The sequence below is a fragment of the Streptosporangium sp. NPDC049046 genome (genome assembly GCF_040649155.1).
Taxonomy (GTDB): Bacteria; Actinomycetota; Actinomycetes; order Streptosporangiales; family Streptosporangiaceae; genus Streptosporangium.
The window spans coordinates 104,364-120,605 of sequence record NZ_JBEZEZ010000021.1; the positions used below are offsets into that span (position 1 = coordinate 104,364).

13 protein-coding genes are annotated in these 16,242 nt (G+C 70.8%); 4 read left to right on the forward strand and 9 right to left on the reverse strand.

Annotation, left to right across the window (positions count from 1 at the left end; all coding sequences use genetic code 11):
• Nucleotides 1–969, reverse strand: a complete 969-nt coding sequence (locus tag AB0B96_RS27705; protein ID WP_362903195.1) for an aldo/keto reductase — start codon at nt 967–969, stop codon at nt 1–3.
• A gap of 391 nt (nt 970–1,360) precedes the next feature.
• Here AB0B96_RS27705 and AB0B96_RS27710 point away from each other — a divergent pair, with 391 nt between their 5' ends.
• The gene (locus AB0B96_RS27710) at nt 1,361–2,674 is read left to right on the forward strand and encodes a hypothetical protein (RefSeq protein WP_362903197.1); all 1,314 of its coding nucleotides are present in this window, start codon (nt 1,361–1,363) and stop codon (nt 2,672–2,674) included.
• A 230-nt stretch (nt 2,675–2,904) separates the two neighbouring features.
• Here AB0B96_RS27710 and AB0B96_RS27715 read toward each other — a convergent pair whose 3' ends face one another.
• Complete coding sequence (locus tag AB0B96_RS27715; RefSeq protein ID WP_362903199.1) at nt 2,905–3,360, reverse strand: MerR family transcriptional regulator; 456 nt, start codon at nt 3,358–3,360, stop codon at nt 2,905–2,907.
• Nucleotides 3,361–3,460: 100 nt separating this feature from the next.
• Between AB0B96_RS27715 and AB0B96_RS27720 the strand changes: the two genes are divergently transcribed.
• Entirely contained in the window at nt 3,461–4,510 is a 1,050-nt protein-coding gene (locus tag AB0B96_RS27720) for an aldo/keto reductase (protein ID WP_362903201.1), read from the forward strand.
• 223 nt (nt 4,511–4,733) lie between these two features.
• Here AB0B96_RS27720 and AB0B96_RS27725 read toward each other — a convergent pair whose 3' ends face one another.
• The 6 genes from AB0B96_RS27725 to AB0B96_RS27750 all read right to left on the reverse strand — a co-directional run bounded on the left by AB0B96_RS27725 (nt 4,734) and on the right by AB0B96_RS27750 (nt 11,363).
• Nucleotides 4,734–6,263, reverse strand: a complete 1,530-nt coding sequence (locus tag AB0B96_RS27725) for an N-acetylmuramoyl-L-alanine amidase (protein WP_362903203.1) — start codon at nt 6,261–6,263, stop codon at nt 4,734–4,736.
• Between the two features lie 167 nt (nt 6,264–6,430).
• Nucleotides 6,431–6,664 (reverse strand): zinc-ribbon domain-containing protein, encoded by a 234-nt coding sequence (locus tag AB0B96_RS27730; protein ID WP_350949062.1) that lies wholly within the window; start codon nt 6,662–6,664, stop codon nt 6,431–6,433.
• 95 nt (nt 6,665–6,759) lie between these two features.
• Nucleotides 6,760–7,647 (reverse strand): carbohydrate ABC transporter permease, encoded by an 888-nt coding sequence (locus tag AB0B96_RS27735; RefSeq protein WP_362903206.1) that lies wholly within the window; start codon nt 7,645–7,647, stop codon nt 6,760–6,762.
• On the reverse strand, nt 7,647–8,756 hold the full coding sequence (locus tag AB0B96_RS27740; RefSeq protein ID WP_362903208.1) for a sugar ABC transporter permease: 1,110 nt from the start codon (nt 8,754–8,756) through the stop codon (nt 7,647–7,649). Before AB0B96_RS27740 ends, AB0B96_RS27735 begins: the two co-directional genes overlap by 1 nt.
• 69 nt (nt 8,757–8,825) lie before the next feature.
• Nucleotides 8,826–10,097, reverse strand: coding sequence for an extracellular solute-binding protein (locus tag AB0B96_RS27745; RefSeq protein WP_350949059.1), 1,272 nt, complete (start codon nt 10,095–10,097; stop codon nt 8,826–8,828).
• A 51-nt stretch (nt 10,098–10,148) separates the two neighbouring features.
• Nucleotides 10,149–11,363 (reverse strand): LacI family DNA-binding transcriptional regulator, encoded by a 1,215-nt coding sequence (locus tag AB0B96_RS27750; protein ID WP_350949058.1) that lies wholly within the window; start codon nt 11,361–11,363, stop codon nt 10,149–10,151.
• 176 nt (nt 11,364–11,539) lie between these two features.
• Here AB0B96_RS27750 and AB0B96_RS27755 point away from each other — a divergent pair, with 176 nt between their 5' ends.
• Nucleotides 11,540–13,684: a glycogen debranching N-terminal domain-containing protein gene (locus AB0B96_RS27755; RefSeq protein WP_362903211.1), complete on the forward strand. Its 2,145-nt coding sequence runs from the start codon at nt 11,540–11,542 to the stop codon at nt 13,682–13,684.
• Nucleotides 13,685–13,879: 195 nt separating this feature from the next.
• Here AB0B96_RS27755 and AB0B96_RS27760 read toward each other — a convergent pair whose 3' ends face one another.
• Complete coding sequence (locus AB0B96_RS27760) at nt 13,880–14,809, reverse strand: dienelactone hydrolase family protein (protein ID WP_362903213.1); 930 nt, start codon at nt 14,807–14,809, stop codon at nt 13,880–13,882.
• Between the two features lie 367 nt (nt 14,810–15,176).
• On the opposite strand from AB0B96_RS27760, the gene AB0B96_RS27765 reads away from it, so the two are divergent.
• The gene (locus tag AB0B96_RS27765) at nt 15,177–16,166 is read left to right on the forward strand and encodes an AraC family transcriptional regulator (RefSeq protein ID WP_362903215.1); all 990 of its coding nucleotides are present in this window, start codon (nt 15,177–15,179) and stop codon (nt 16,164–16,166) included.
• Nucleotides 16,167–16,242 lie beyond the last annotated feature (76 nt).

A 16,242-nucleotide genomic window follows, 5' to 3' on the forward strand; every position in this document is an offset into this window, starting at 1 on the left:
TCAGCTCCAGGGCAGTGCGCCGCGCCGCGCCCAGTAGCCTTCGGGGTCCTCCTCCAGGCCGGCGAGCCGCTCGTCCAGCTCCGCGTCCCACTCGATCTCGGCCGCGCCGAGGTTGTCGCGCAGCTGCCCGGCCGAGACCGCGCCGCTCAGCACCACGCCCGCCCACGGCCTGGCGAGTACGGCCGCCAGCGCGAGCGCGTCCGGCGTGGTGTCCCGCTCACGCGCGACGGCCGCGAGCGCGGCGGGTGCCGCGCGAGCGGTCAGCCGGCCGTTCGCCACGCCCTCCTTGACGATCACCCCCATTCCCGCCTCGTGCGCCCGCCCGAGCGCCTCGCCGGCCGAGCGTTCCAGCAGGTTCCACGTCGACTGCACCGTGTCGAAAAGCCCGGCCCCGATCGCCCGCTCGATCGTGTCCGCCTGGCGCGGCCCGCTCGTCGACAGCCCGACCGCGACCCCTTCCGCCCGCAGCGCGCGCAAACCGTCGAGCACGCCCTCGTCGTCGAGCACCCCGCTCTCGATCGTGGCCGAGTGGATCTGGTAGAGCGACAGGTGCTCACCGAGCAGCGCGCGCGTCTGTTCCAGCTGGGCGCGGAGCCGGTCGGCGGTGAGTTCCTTCACCTCGTGCCGCTCGGCGTCCAGCCGCCAGTCGCCGACGTAGGCGTATCCCCACTTCGAGCCGACCACGACGCCTCCCGGGGCGATCCCGCGCTCGCGCAGCCACCCGGCGAGGAACTCCTCGGCCCGCCCGTACGAGCGCGCCGTGTCGAGATAGCGCACGCCCGCCGCCCACGCGGCGTCGAGCACGGCCCAGGTGCGTGACCGCATCGTGGTGACGTCCCGTCCTTCGCCGAGGTCCTCGGCGCGGCCGAGCGTGATGTAGGCGGGACGGCCGAGGGCCGCCAGGCCCAGGCCGAGCGGCGTCACGGACAGGGAGGTCTGGCCCAGAGGGCGTCGGACCAGCGCGTTCATTGCACCCAATATAGCGACCACGGCGCTCGGGGGCTTTCGGAGCGTTCGGGCACGGGGAGTCCACGATCTCCGGCACGCCGCCCCGAACCGCGGCGCACCGGGTCATCGGCCGCCGTCTCCATCGCACCGTGTCGCACCGGCGGCGGTTGTCATCGCCGAGGCCGCCCACGGCTTTATATATCGAAATGGTGTTATATCTTCTTTTTTCCCTTGTGGAGGTTTAGTTGCTTATTGAAAGTCTGTCATCCCGTGGAGTGGGGGAGTCTTGACCTGCTTTCTTTGAAAATCATACGATTTCTAGACTTATAAGGATGTGGGGCCAAAGGCGGAAAACAGTCGGCTCCACAGGGATACGGGGAAATGCTCCGGCCGGAGTGGTTCTGGAGGGCGTATGGGGAAGTGGCGGGCCGCGATCGTCGCGGTGCTGGCGCTGTTGGTCCTGGGCGCGGGAGCGCCGTTCCAGGAGGCGGCCGAGAAGTCGTACGAGGTGTGGCTCGTCGACCAGTCCAATACCAACGGGCTCGTCCACGGTGGCACCGTCAGCGTGTACTCCGGGCGTGACGTCACCAAGCAGTTGTCGTCGGCGCGGCCCGTCCACGTCATAGACCTGGGCGGCGCGACCTCGTCCCTCTGCCTGGCGAGGACCGGCAGCGTGCCCGTACGCCCGCACATGATCGTTTTCAACAAGGCCGACACCCACGCCGCGCTCGCCTTCGTCGCCAGCGGCCACGTGGTCGTCTTCGACGCCCGCACCCGGCAGCCGCTCACCTGCCTGCTCACCGAGGTCGGAGCGGGAGGGGCACGACAGGCTCACGCCCTCTGGCCCACCGAGGACGACAGATACCTGATCGTCTCCAACCAGAACGGCAAGAAGCTGGAGCGCGTCAGCACCGACTACGCCTCGAACACCTTCGTTCAGCAACCTGCCGCGACGATCGACCTGGCCGGTTGCACCACCCCGAACGGCGTGCCGTGCCAGTCGCCCGTGCTCCGGCCGGACAACGCGCCGATCTGCCCGTTCATCGCCTCGGACAACGGCCCGGTCTTCGTCAGCCTGCGGGGCGGCGGGATGCTCGTGGTCGACTGGCACACGACGCCGATGTCGATCGTGGGGGAGTACGACGCGACCAGGATCCCGGCGAACGGATGCGGGTTCATCGAGGCGAAGGGCACCGTCTTCGGCAACGGGGGCGGGGGCACGCCCGCCAACCTCGACCAGTTCAGCGTCTTCAGGTTGCCGATGGGCGGCTACTCGCCCGCCAACCCGCCCAACACCCCGGCGGTCCAGGCGCTCTTCGACGACGACTCGCCCGAGCGCGACGCCCACGGCGTCCTCGCCTCCGCCGGGGAGCGTCACGTGTGGGCCGGTGACCGTGACGCCAACGTCGCGGAGGTCTTCGACGGGGCGAGCGGCGCCCACGTCGGCACCGTCGACCTCGTCTCGCCGTTCAGCGCGGATCCGACGGTCGACCTCTTCGCCGTCTCCCCGGACCACAAGTGGGCCTTCGCCTCAACGCGGGGGCCGAACCCGCTCTCCGGGGACCCGCACTCCTCCCACGGGAGCGACCCGGGGATGCTCATCCTCAAACTGACCGGCAACGGTAAGAAGGGCACGGTCGAGGGCCTGATCCGGATCTCCAACGTGGACGCGGGCGGTGTCCAGCGGGCCGACGCCCACGGCATCCGCGTGCGGCGTACGGACTGACCGGACCCGAGCGGCTCCTCGGCGCGGTGTCGCCGGACGGTCCGGGAGGACGCTCCCGGGGGGGCGTACGCCATCGTGCTCGCGAGCTGTCACGCGCGGGAGGGGCCGAGCCGGGGGGTGGACGTACGCCATCATGCGCGCGAACTCTCACGCGCGGGAGCTGTTCCTCGCCCTGTTTTCCCTTTCCCCGGAATTTCCTCGGAACCGCTCTCCCTCGGAACCGCTCTCCCTCAGGACCGTTCCGCGCGCCCCGGCTTGCTCTCCGGCTTGTTCTCCGATGACGGCGGCGCGACGCACTCGTGGCCGGCGCCTCCCCGGTCGACGATGTCCTCGTACACCCCGACCTTGTGGTTGATCAGGTCCAGGCAGCGGGAGAGCTGGTCGATCTGGGCGGCCACCCGCTCCCGGTGCAGGCACAGGAGGGCGAGCCGCTCCTCCTCGTTTCCGTCTCCCCGCCTCACCATCTCCGTGTACTGGCGGATCGCGGGCAGGGGCATGCCGGAGGCGCGGAGAATGACGCAGAGGGTGAGCCACTCCACGTCGTCCTCGCCGTAGACGCGGCGCCCGCCGGGGTCACGCCGGACGGGATTGGCCAGGATGCCCTCGCGCTCGTAGAAACGCAGCGCGTGAACGCTCAACCCCGTGCGCTCGGCGACCTGCCCGATGCTCAGACCCGTTGTGCCCATGCCGACCAGAATACGGACTTGACCTAGAGTCGACTCTAGATCCTACGATGCGGGGCGTCGCGACACCACGTCCGGAACGACCATCAAGGGAGCACGACCCATGCGTTATCGCGTCCTCGGCGGCACCGGTATCGAGGTGAGCGTCCACTGCCTCGGAGCCATGATGTTCGGCGCCGTCGGCAACCCCGACCACGACGACTGTGTCCGCATCATCCACGCCGCCCTCGAGCAGGGCGTCAACTTCGTCGACACCGCGGACATGTACTCCGCCGGAGAGTCCGAGGAGATCGTGGGAAAGGCGCTCAAGGGGCGCCGTGACGACGTCGTGCTCGCCACCAAGGTGCACTTCCGGATGGGGAAGGGCCCCAACCGGAGCGGCAACTCGCGGCGCTGGATCATCAAGGAGGTCGAGGAGAGCCTCCGGCGGCTGGGAACCGACTGGATCGACCTCTACCAGGTCCACCGCCCCGACCACTCGACCGACATCGAGGAGACGCTCTCCGCGCTGAGCGACCTCGTGCACCAGGGGAAGATCCGCGCCTTCGGCTGCTCGACCTTCCCGGCCGAGGAGATCGTCGAGGCGCACAACGTCGCCGAGCGCCGCGGGCTGCAGCGCTTCAGGACCGAGCAGCCGCCCTACTCGCTGATCGCCCGGGGAGTCGAGGCCGCCGTCCTGCCGGTCTGCCTGCGTTACGGGATGGGGGTGCTGACCTGGAGCCCGCTCGCCTCGGGGTTCCTCACCGGCAAGTACCGGAAGGGGCAGCCCGTCGACCTCTCCACCGGCCGCGCCTCGCTCACGCCCGCCCGTTTCGACCCCTCGATCCCCGAGAACGCCGCCAAGCTCGACGTCGTCGAGAAGCTCGTCGAGCTCGCGACGGACATCGGCTGCTCGCTCCCCGAGCTCGCCGTGGCCTTCGCCGCGGCGCATCCCGCCGTCACCTCGGTGATCACCGGGCCGCGGACCATGGACCAGCTGGAGGGGCTGCTGAAGGGCGCCTCGCTCACCCTCGACGACGCGACCCTCGACCGGATCGACGAGATCGTGCCGCCGGGGACGAACCTGTACCAGCCCGACGGAGCCTGGCGCCCGCCCTCGCTGACCGACACCGCGCGGCGGCGGCGCCCGCTCACGGAACGCGCGGCGGGTTAGCCCCGGACGCGCCCGGGGCGCACCGCTATTGACACGGCAAGGCCGCCGAGCAGTTCAAGACCGAGACGGGCATCGCCGTCACCATTGCTGCGCCGGATCGTCTGGCCGCTGCTGACGCCCCTCACCAACGGCCTCGTGGGAACCGTCAAGGGGTGATCCCTCCCGGGCAGGGCGGCCCACCGCACCGGAGTGGGCCGTCCTGCCCGGGGGAGCCCCGGGGAGTTCAGAGCCGGGTGAGGCGTACGGCGTCGGCGACGATCAGTCCCGTGCCGGAGGTCCAGCGGCTCACCCCGACGGCGTTGTACGTCCCGGCCTTCAGGGCGAACGTCCCGATGCTCCGCCAGGCGCCGCCCCCGGCGCGCTGGTCCACGTAGACCGTCTTGCTGCCGGAGGAGGTGGCGACGATGTACGGGGCGGATACGTTGTGGCCGGGGGCGGCCGGATACCAGACCTCGACCTGGTAGGTGGCCGCGGCGGGGACGGTGAACCGGTACCAGGCGACGTCACTGGAGGTCACCGGCGTGGTCTGGCGGTGGTCGGGGCCGTGGCGCCCGGCCGCCTGGGTGGAGGTGGTCCAGTTCGCGCTCGCGGTGAACGCGCCGGCGGTGGAGTTGTCGACGGTCGCCGACCAGGGCGCGGTGTCCCCGGTGACGTAGCGCATGTACTTGGCCCAGTCCCAGTGGGAGCCGGGGTCGGTGTGCGTGGCGCCGGGAACCTGCTTGTGCCCGATGATGTGCGAGCGGTCCTTGGGAATGCCGTACTTGTCGCAGAGGGCGCGGGTCAGGGCCGCCGAGGCGCGGTACATCGCGTCGGTGAACCAGGAGGCGTTGTTGACGAACCCCTCGTGCTCGATCCCGATCGACCTGGCGTTGTACGAGCTGTTCCCCGCGTGCCAGGCGACGTCCTTGTCGCGGACCATCTGGGTGACGTCACCGTCGGAGGAACGGACGACGTAGTGCGCGGAGACCTTCGCGGCGGGGTTCTGGAACCAGGAGATCGTGCCCGCGTACGCCCCCTGGGTGACGTGGATGACGACTCGATCGATCTTTGAGCTTTTCGGCCTGTTCGCGACGGCCCGGTTGCCGGCGTGGGCGGCCACCCAGCTCGCGGCGGGGTAGTCGGGGCTCGGGGCCTTGGCGGCGAGTTCCCGCACGCCCTCGTAGGCGCCGCGATCCACCTGCAGTTCCACGGCCGCGACCGTGACGACCTCGCCGCCCGCGACGGTGGCCACAAGGCCCTTGCCGAGGAGGTCGTAGACGGTGTCGGCGTACAGCCTGGCCGTCTCCGAACCGGAGGCGTTGCCGTACCTGGCCACGGCCGGGTACCACAGTCCGGCGTCCTTCCTGGCGCCTGCGTCGAGGCCGAGCGCGTCGGCGTAGGAGCGCAGCACCGCGGCGCCGCCGAGGATGTTGGCCGCGTCGTCCCTCTTCAGGGTCGCCGCCGGTGTGCCGGTCAGCTCGGCCGCGCGTTCCAGGACGCGTACGGCGGGGGTGCTGAGAAGGTGCATCACCCCGTACCCGCCGCTCGCGCTCGGCTCGCCGCCGTGCCCGTCGAGGTGCGTCTCCGCGTACGCGAGGGCGACGAGCAGGTCGCGTGGCACGTCGTAGCCGGCGGAGGCTCGGGCGAAGGCGTCCGCCAGGGGGCCCGCGGACCGGGCGCTCGCCGCCTGGGCGGGCGCGAGGAGCAGGAAGGCGAGAACGGCGGACAGGATCGCGGCTGACCGGCGGTGCGGGCGCGGCCGGGCGTTCTGCACGGAGTCTCCTCAGGAATCGGGGGTCCGGGTCCCCTTCGGACACCGGCTGATTCGGCACCGTAAAGCAGAAACGCGACAAGTGTAAATAATTAACACTTCTTTGTTTGTTTCAGACAAATCCCTTCTTTTATCTGATAGGTCGATATATGTGCAGGTGAAGAAGGGGGTCAGTGGGCCGCCAGCCGGTTCGCCTCGTCCTTGGTGATGGCGTACGAGGCCGCGCAGAAGGTGCACTGCATCCCGTATCTCGTCCGTACCGGAAACAGCGGGACGAAGAACAGGCTGAACTTGGTGACCCGACGCGACAGCACCTGCGCCGCCGTGTTGCCGCAGTTGCGACAGGTCAGGGTTACCACCCCGAGCCGATGGGCCACCGTACGCAGACCGAAGATGAGCATCATCCAGACATACCCGGTACGAGCGCGCTATGCCTCCCCGTGTCACCCGACGGAGTCTGCCGGGCGCTCAGGCCCGGCAGACTCCCTGTCCCGCCTCCTCACCCCTTGTCCGCGCCCTCGTTGGCGCCCCGGATGAAGTAACGCTGGAAGATCACGAAGATGATCGCGACCGGGATGGTGGCGAGCACCGCCGCGCCGAGTTTGAGCGGATACTGGCTGCCTTTTCCGAGGGAGCCGCTGACCAGGTCGGCGAGGCCCCGCGGCAGGGTGAACAGGCTGGGATCCTGGACGGCCACCAGGGTGTGCGGGAACTCGTTCCAGCTGCTCTGGAAGGAGATTATCGTCAGGGTGATCACGGCGGGCCGCCCCATCGGCAGCACCACCGACCAGAAGGTGCGGAAACGGCCCGCGCCGTCGATCCGCGCCGCCTCCTCCACGCTCACCGGTATCGACTCGAAGAACTGCTTCATGATGAAGACCCCGGCCGCGTCCGCGATGATCGGCAGGATCAGCGCGGTGTAGCTGTCGTAGATGCCGAGCTGGTTCAGCACCAGGAACTTCGGGATGAACAGCACCACCCCGGGGACCGCCATGATCGCGACGATGGAGGTGAAGAGCGCCTTGCGTCCCCGGAAGCGCAGCCGGGCGAGCGCGTATCCGGCGAGGGAGTCGAAGAACACCCGGCCGACGGTGATGACGACGGTCACCAGCAGCGAGTTGCCCAGCCACAGCGGCATGCCGGTGTCGACGAACACCCGCTCGAAGCCTGCCAGCGTCGCCGGGTCGGGGATCGGCGAGAGCGGGTTCGCCGCGGCGTCGGGCTCGGTCTTGAACGAGTTGGCGACCTGGATGACGAACGGGTAGAGGAAGACCAGCGAGAAGAAGACCAGGACGGCGTACCCGCTGAAGGTGGAGAACAGCGAGCGGAGCACACCCGTCCTCCCCGGATCCTCGGCGCGGGCGGGAGGGGTTCTGGCCGCGGACATCATGCCCTCCTTCGGTGCGGCGCGCGGCGTTTCGCGACCCCGCCGCTCCCGGCGTCCCTGTCGCGCATGACCCACCGCTGGAACGCCGCCAGCACCACGATGAGCACGAAGAGAACGAACGAGATGGCGGCGCCGGAGCCGTAGTCGAGCTCCTTGAAAGCCGTCTGGTACGACAGGAAGGCCGGGGTCAGGGTGGTCTTCGCGGGTTTGCCCTGGCTCATCACGTACACCTGGTCGAAGACCTGCCAGGTGGCGATCAGGCCGAGGGTGAGGACGAGGAACAGGGTCGGCTTGAGCATCGGCAGCGTCACGTAGCGCAGGCGCTGACGGGAGGTGGCGCCGTCCAGCTTGCTCGCCTCCTCCAGGGTCACCGGGATGTCCTGGAGCGCGGCGAGGAACATCAGCATGAACGTGCCCGAGGTGGTCCAGACGACCAGGATGATGATCGTGCACATGGCCACGCTGGGACCGGACAGCCAGTCCCACCACGAGAGCCCGAACGGGCCGCCGCCGGTGAGCGCCTCGGGAGGTGCCTCCGGGTCGACGAGGCCGACGGAGCCCAGCAGCAGGTGCAGTACGCCTCGCGCGTCGGAGAACCACGGGGGCCCGTTCACGCCGGCGAACGCGAGCAGCCTGTTGACCGCTCCGGAGTTGCTGAAGATGAACAGGAACAGGACGCTGATCGCCACCGAGCTGGTCACCGAGGGAAAGAAGAAGGCGGTGCGGAAGAAGGTCTTTCCCCTCAGCATCCGGCGGTTGACGATCAACGCCAGGCCGAGTGCGAGGATCGTCTGGGCGGGCACCACGATCAGCACGTAGTAGAAGTTGTTGCGAAGGCTCGTCATGAAGTTCAGGCGGGTCAGGTTGTCCCGCGCGAACAGCTCGGTGTAGTTGTCCACGCCGACGAACGGCACCTGCGCCCGGAACGGGCTGCCCTGCCCGTTCCAGTCGGTGAGGCTCACCCACAGTGCCATCAGGATCGGCAGCAGCATGAAAAGGGTGAGGATCACTACCACCGGCGCCACGAAGAGCCAGCCCGCGATGTTCTCCCTGGTCCTGTCACCAAGGCGGCGCGCGGGTCGCCGTGATGCGGTCGTTGTCTCGGCCACGTAAGTCTCCCTCATGCCCGGTGCGCGGCCCCGGCCCTGTCCCGGGCCGGGGCCGCGCACCGATCTGACTCAGTCGCCGAGCGCGGCCTGGGTGTTCTTCTGCAGGTTCGCCAGGATCTTCTTGGGGTCACCCGCGGGCAGCTGCTGGATCGCGGTGTCGAAGTCGGCGAGCACGCTGTCCATCTTGGGGGCGTTGACCGGACCCTGGGCGTACTCGGCGCCGTCAACGAACGGCGCGTCGTCGGGGAAGGCCTGGGTGAAGGCGTCCTTGGCCGACTGGCGCGAGGGCATCACGCCGAATGCCTTGGCGAAGGTCATCTGCTGGTCGGCCTTGGTCATCGCCTCGACGAAGGCGATCGCCTGCTCCTTGTATCTGCTCTTGGCGGCGATGCCCCAGCAGGTGGTGAAGGACAGGGTGCCCTTGCCCTTGGGGCCGGCCGGCAACTCGTGGGCGCTGTACTTGACGTCCGGGTAGTCGGCCTTCATCGCGCCCTTGATCCAGTTGCCCTCGATGGTCATCACGGCCTTGGCCTTGCCGAAGGCCTCGCCGCCCCAGCCGGCGTCAACCTGCTTGGGGAACTGGGCGAGCTTGTCCTTCAGCAGACCCCGTACGTAGTTCAGGGCCTCGACGTTCTCGGGGGTGTCGGCGGTCGCCTTCTTGCCGTCGGGGCTCACGATCCAGCCGCCGGCCTCCACCATGAACGCGCCGAGCCGGTCGCGGGTGTCGCCGATGACGAGCGGTGTGACGTCCGGAACCTTCTCCTTGAGCTTCCTGGAGACCGAGGTGAGCTGCTCCCAGGTGGTCGGCACGTCGGCGTCGGTGAGCCCGGCCTTCTTCCACAGGTCGTCGTTGACGATCAGCGCCAGCGTGGAGAAGTCCTTGGGCACGCAGTAGAAGGTGCCGTCGTAGGTGAACGTCTCGCGCAGGCTCGGGTAGAAGTCGGCCGCCTCGGAGATCTTGTCCGCGTACGGCTCCAGGGCTCCGACGCTCGCGTAGTCGGCGAAGCGCGCGGCGTCGACGTAGAACACGTCCGGCGGGTTGCTCCCGGCGAAGGCCTGACCGAGCTGCTGGGTCAGGTCCTGGGCGGGGGTGATCGTCGCGGTGTTGCCCGAGGAGGCCGACCACGCCTGGGCGGCCTCGCGCAACGCGTTCGTCTCCGCGTCGCCGGAGGAGCCGAAGAGCACCTGCAGGTTGGCGGGCCCGCTGCTCTGCGGGGCGCTGCTCTGCCCGGCGGAGTCGTCGAAACCACTGCCGCAGGCGGCCGTGGTGGCGAGGGCGCCCGCGGCGAGCGCGGCGAGCGCCGCGCTCCGGAGGCCGTGTCGCTTGGTCGGCTGTTTCATCGTGCTTTTCCAATCTTTCTGGGGGGGGGGATCCGGAAAGGAGTCAGGTGTTCATCCGGCCGGGTGGTCATGCGGCCACGAGGACTGCCGCAGGACGAGGGACGGCTGGAGCAGGAGGTGCGCGCCGGCCTCGGGGGTGTGGGAGGCCGCGGAGATCACGGAGGCCGCAGAGGTGCCGGGGTCGCCGGGGGAGGGCGGGTCGAACAGCCGGGTGAGCAGGCCCACGCAGCCGGCCGCGGCCTCGGCGAGCGGCTGGCTCACGCTGCTCAGCCCCACCGCCCTCGCCACCGGCGTGTCGTCGAAACCGATCACGCTGACCGGGAGGCCCTCCTCGTCGCCGGCCCGTCCCGCGACCGTGAGACGCCCCTCGGCCGTCAGGCGTCCCGAGGCGATCAGCTGTCCCGAGGCGGTCAGGGAGCGGACGGCGTGCAGCGCGCCCAGGGCGAGCGAGTCGCTGGCGCAGACCAGCGCGGTGATCGGCCGCTCGGCACGCAGCAGTTCACGGGCCGCCTTCTCGCCGTCGGCCACCCCGTCGTCCGTGGCCTGGTCCAGGCCGGCAGGGTCGATCCCGGCGGCGGCGAGGGTCCTCGCCCAGCCGGACCTGCGGTCGTCGCCCACACCGGAGCCTCGCGGCCAGCCGAGGAAGCCGATCCGCCGGTGACCGGCGTCGAGCAGGTGGCGGGTGGCCGCCGCGGTGCCGGCCGCGCCGTCCACGTCCACCCAGGGGTACCCCGGATCCGCGGTCGTCCCGCCGGAAGCGGCGTCGCCGTCCGCCGCGTCTCCCGCGTCTCCCGCGTCTCCCCAGGGCCGTCCGAACGTGACGAACGGCAGCCGCCGCTCGCGCAGCCACGCGGGGCGGCCGTCGCCGTGGTAGGTGCTGGTGAGCACGAAGGCGTCCGGCTCGTGGCTTCCGACCAGCTCGTCGAAGGTGTCGATCTCCGCACGCTCGTCGCCCGCCGCGTACAGCAGGATCCGGTATCCGGCACGGGCCGCCGAGGCGGTCAGCCCGTGCAGAAAGCGGTCCAGGACCGAGCCGTTGATCCCGTCCCGGTCGGGTTCGATACGCGTCGCGATCAGCCGTGATCGGCCGGTTCGCATCTGCCGGGCGGCCTGGCTGGCCCGGTAGCCGAGCGTCTCGATCGCCTCCCGCACCCGGTCGCGGGTCTCCTCGCGGACGAGTTCGGGGCTGTTGAGCACGTTCGACACCGTCTGGCGCGACACCCCTGCACGGCGCGCGACGTCGGTGATCGTCACTTTTGCAGCCATTTGCACCCTTCTAGGGGTTTGAACGTTCAAAGGGGTATGAGGCATGATTGGATCGTTCAAGTAAACGGAGCGTAATGGTTGGATCGTTCAAGTAAAGAGAGTGTTTCGCAATGTGCACCCCCCGGCCGTCTTCTGTCAAGACGTCACCGGCTCGACACGATCTCAGGGAGTCAGTCGTGCTCGACGACGCCTCATCCCCCAGCCCACAGGCGGTCGCGGTGGGCGGCTCCGCCGACGCCTACCGCCTCCAGCCCCTGCTGCACGATCTCGTCAGCACCGTGCTGGCGCCGACCGTCGCGCTGAGCGGCGGCGACGGGCAGATCCGCCCGGCCGGTGTCCAGGGCGTGTTCCACGCGGACTCCCGCGCCCTGTCGCGGGCCGTCCTGACGATCGACGGCCGAGAGCCCGAGGCCGTGGGCCACGCCCAGAGAGGGCCTGGCGCCACCGGGTTCGTCACGCTGGCCCGATGGCTGGGCGACCCCGTCCCCGATCCCACTGTACGGATCGAGCGGTTCCGGCAGGTCACACCGGGTGGCATGGAAGAACGCGTCGAGATAGTCTCCAGCGCGACCGTTCCCGTCGCCGCCGTCGTGAGCCTGGAGCTGGGCTGCGACTTCGCCCCCATCGAGGTGGTCAAGTCCGGCGGCGACACCGCGGAGGCGGCGGCCGAGCGCACCGCGCCCGATCAGATCTCCTGGAACTCCGGCGGCGTCCACGTCGTGGCGACCGGTACGGGCGCGCGGGCCGAGTCCGCCGGGTCCACCGGGTCCGCGCGCACGGCTTTCCTGCGCTGGCCGGTCGAGCTGGCGCCCCGCGCCAGGGTCACCTTGTCGTGGCGGGTCGAGGTGCGCGACCCCCAGGCCGTGGTGACCGCGCCCGATCGCCCCGCCGAGTGGGCGGGCGAGGGAACTCCCCGCGTCGTCGCCGCCGATCACCGGCTGAGCAGGCTCTTCGAGCAGTCCATGGACGACCTGCGCTCGCTGCGACTGGCCGAGACCGCGGCCCCCGGTGACGTCTTCCTCGGCGCCGGAGTGCCCTGGTTCCTCACCCTCTTCGGCCGCGACAGCATCTGGGCCGCCCGCATGCTGCTGCCGCTCGGCACGGAACTGGCGATGGGCACCCTGCGGGTGCTGGCCCGCAGGCAGGGAACCAGGGTGGATCCGGGCTCCGGCGAGGCCCCCGGGAAGATCATGCACGAGCTGCGCCGGCACGACTTCACGGTCGAGGGCAACGACCTGCACCTGCCCGCCGCCTACTACGGCACGATCGACGCCACCCCGCTGTGGATCGCCCTGCTGCACGACGCCTGGCGCTGGGGCGCCCCCGCCACGGAGGTCGCCGCGCTGCTGCCCCACCTGGAGGCCGCCCTCGGCTGGCTCGGCCACCACGCCGACCCCGACGGGGACGGTTTCATCGAGTACATCGACACCAGCGGCCGGGGCCTGGCGAATCAGGGCTGGAAGGACTCCGGCGACGCGCTGCGCTTCCACGACGGCCGCCAGGCCCAGCCGCCGATCGCCCTGGTCGAGGTGCAGGGCTACGCCCACCAGGCGGCCAGGCAGGGAGCCGACCTGCTGGAGGCGTTCGGCCGCCCCGGCGCGGCCCGCTGGCGCGAGCACGCCGCGGCGCTGGCCGAGCGCTTTCGAGCCAGGTTCTGGGTGGAGGGGCCACAGGGCAGGTTCCCCGCCCTCGCCCTGGACCGGGACAAGCGCCCCGTCGACGCGCTCACCAGCAACATCGGGCACCTGCTCGGCACCGGCCTGCTCACCGGGGCGGAGGAGGCGGAGATCGCCGACCTCCTCGTCTCCCCGCAGATGGCCGGTGGCTTCGGCCTGAGGACGATGTCGGCGGACGCGGGCGGCTTCAGCCCGCTGTCCTACCACTGCGGGTCGATCTGGGCGCACGACACGGCGATCGTGGTCGCCGGACTGGCCCGCGCCGGGTTCGCCACGCACGCGGCGACCCTCGCCGAGGGGCTGCTCACCGCGGGCGAGACGTTCGGCTACCGGCTGCCCGAGCTGTTCGGCGGCGACGACCGGTCGGCATTGGGGCGTCCGGTTCCCTACCCGGCGGCCTGCCGCCCGCAGGCGTGGTCCGCCGCCGCCGCGGTGACCGTCGTGCACGCGGCACTCGGCCTCTATCCCGACGTGCCCGAGGGGCGGATGCTGCTGCGCCCGCTCGCCGGTGCCCCCCTGGGCGCGGTCTTCGCGGGAGGTCTGCGGGTCGCCGGAGCGGAGGTGAGCGCGGCCGTCGACCGGGAGGGCGAGGTCGTCGTGACGGGTCTGCCCGAGGGGATCCTCACCGAGCGCGCCTCGACCTGAGCCGAGCGCGCCTCGACCTGAGCCGAGCGCGCCTCGACCTGAGCCGAGCGTGCCTGGACCTGAGCCGGGCGCGTCACCGTACCGCGCAGGCGGGTGGGGACGCGCGGATGGGCGGGACGTGCGGCGGGAGGCTTCCCGGAGAGGGCGTTCGCCGACCGCCGCGGCGCGGGCCCGTCGGCCGCCGGACGGGGACGCTCAGCCCAGGTGGCGGCCGAACCAGTCCAGGACACGCCGATAGGCCTCGGCGGCGGCGCCGGCGTCGTAGCGCGGGCCGGTGTCGTTGAAGAAGGCGTGGCCGACGCCGGGAAACGTGACGATCTCGTGTTCCAGGCACGCCCTTTCCAGGGCGGTTCCGGCCTCCTCGCGGGTGGCGTTGACCCGGTCGTCCCGCTCGGCGTAGATCGCGAGGACGGCGGCCCTCGCCCCTGAGAGGTCGGCGTCGCCGGGAAACGGGCCGTAGAACGGGACGGCCGCCGACAGGCGCGGCTCGTCCGAGGAGAGCAGCAGCCAGGTCATGGCGCCGCCGAAGCAGAAGCCGATGACGCCGAGCCTCTTGCCGGGGGCGCCCCGCTCCAGCTCGCCCAGGGCGGCCTTCATGTCCGCGGCGAGGCGCTCGGGGGAGAGGGCGCCCAGCGCCGCGGTGGCCTGAGCCGGGTCCTCGAAGGAGGCGGTCCCGCCCTCGCGGGAGAGCAGGTCGATGGCGAGCGCACAGTAGCCGTCGGCCGCCAGGTGCCCGGCGACCGACCGGATGTGGTCGGTGAGCCCGCGGTTCTCGTGGATCACCAGCACCGCGCCTCGCGGGTCCGCGGGCGCCGCCCAGGCGCCCCTGAGGGTGACGCCGCTCTCGGTGCCGGGGAAGATGATCTCCTCGGTCGGCAGGGGCGAGGAGATCGGGGGCGGTTCGCCGCCCGGTGGCACGGTGGACGCCGTCGCCGTGTCGGATCCCGTGGCGGACGGCGCGGTCGCGTTCCCTCCGCCGCTTTCCCAGGTCGCGAGCAGGGCGACGGCGGCGGGTGCCTCCAGCCCGAGGAGGGTGAGGCGGTGCAGCGCCTCGTGCCGGGGGACGAGCCCCGCCGCGTGGTCGACCGCGACCTCCTCCGCGAGGTACCGGTGAAAAGACGTCACCAGCACACGGTAGGACCGGCGAATGAAAGCCACGGCAAAGCCGGACCACGTGCCGCCACCCGAAAACCGGGGAGCGCGCGGCCTCCGACGAGGGTCTCCCGAAGGCCTCCTCCGCGGTGACCCACGCGGATTCCACGTGCCCGTGAGGACGCCGCCGGCCTCGCCCGCGAGACCTGTCCACTATTGGACACGCTCCCTCGGGCTTTTGCGTATTTCTCCATGGTCGGCCGGTTCCGATCCGTAGATCATGTGAGGACCGGCCGTGCGCGACCTCGCGTCGTCGTACGCACGCGGCGGCACGTGCGGAGATGCACGAGCACGGATGGTTACAGACGGTTATAGAGGGTTGCGGAGGGTTGGAGGGTCGATGGGCGAGGGTGGAGCGCCGGTCCCGCTCGGTAACCGGCCGGTCTTCGACACCGCGGACCTCGACGAGGCCCGCGAACTGGTGGCCGGAGTGTTCTGCCCCCACCGGCTGGAGCTCACCGGTGGCACCTCCCGGCTGGCCGCGCGGCTCAACTCGGTCCAGCTGGGCACCGTGCGGGTGAACTACCTGGACTACGGGGCGGACGTCCGCATCGAGCCCGGGGAGCTCGAATCCTTCTTCCTGGTGCAGATCCCGCTGGCCGGGCACAGCCTGATCCGGTGCGGCGGCCAGGAGATCGTGTCGACGCCGGGTCTGGCCTCCCTGCCGTCGCCGTCGGAACACCTCGACATGCGCTGGGCGGCCGGCTGCCCCCAGCTGATCGTCAAATTCGACCGGCCGGTCGTCGAGGACGCCATGGAGCGGATGCTCGGGGAGCGGCTCGACCGGCCGATCGTCTTCGACCTGGGCATGGACATGACCGCCGGCTGGGCGAGAGCCTGGAAGGCGATGGCCGACCTGATCGTCAGGGAGGCCGAGTACGGCGACGGGCTCGCCGCGCAGCCGCTCGCGATCGCCCACCTGGAGAACGCCATGCTCTCCTCCCTGCTCACCGGGCAACCGTCCAACTACCTGGAGCGGCTGAACGCCCCTCGGCCCCCCGCCCTGCCCAAGGTGGTGCGCCGGGCGATGCGGTACATCGACGACCACGCCCACCTGCCGCTCACGACGGACGAGGTCGCGAGCGCCGTGGCGGTCAGCGGACGCTCGCTCCAGGAGGGCTTCCGCCGCCATCTCGGCCTGACCCCGATGACCTACCTCAGGGATGTGCGCCTGGGCAGGGTGCACGACGAACTGGCGGCCGGCGATCCGGCCAGGTGCACCGTGACGAAGGTGGCGGCCCACTGGGGCTTCCCGCACCAGGGGCGCTTCGCCGCCCTCTACCGCGCGCGCTACGGCCGGACGCCGTCCCAGACGCTACGCGGTAACTGACGGCACTCGGCCCGGCAGTCGGACGGCCAAGACGTCGAGGTGAGGACGAATCGGGGAGGGGCGGGGGAGGATCCCG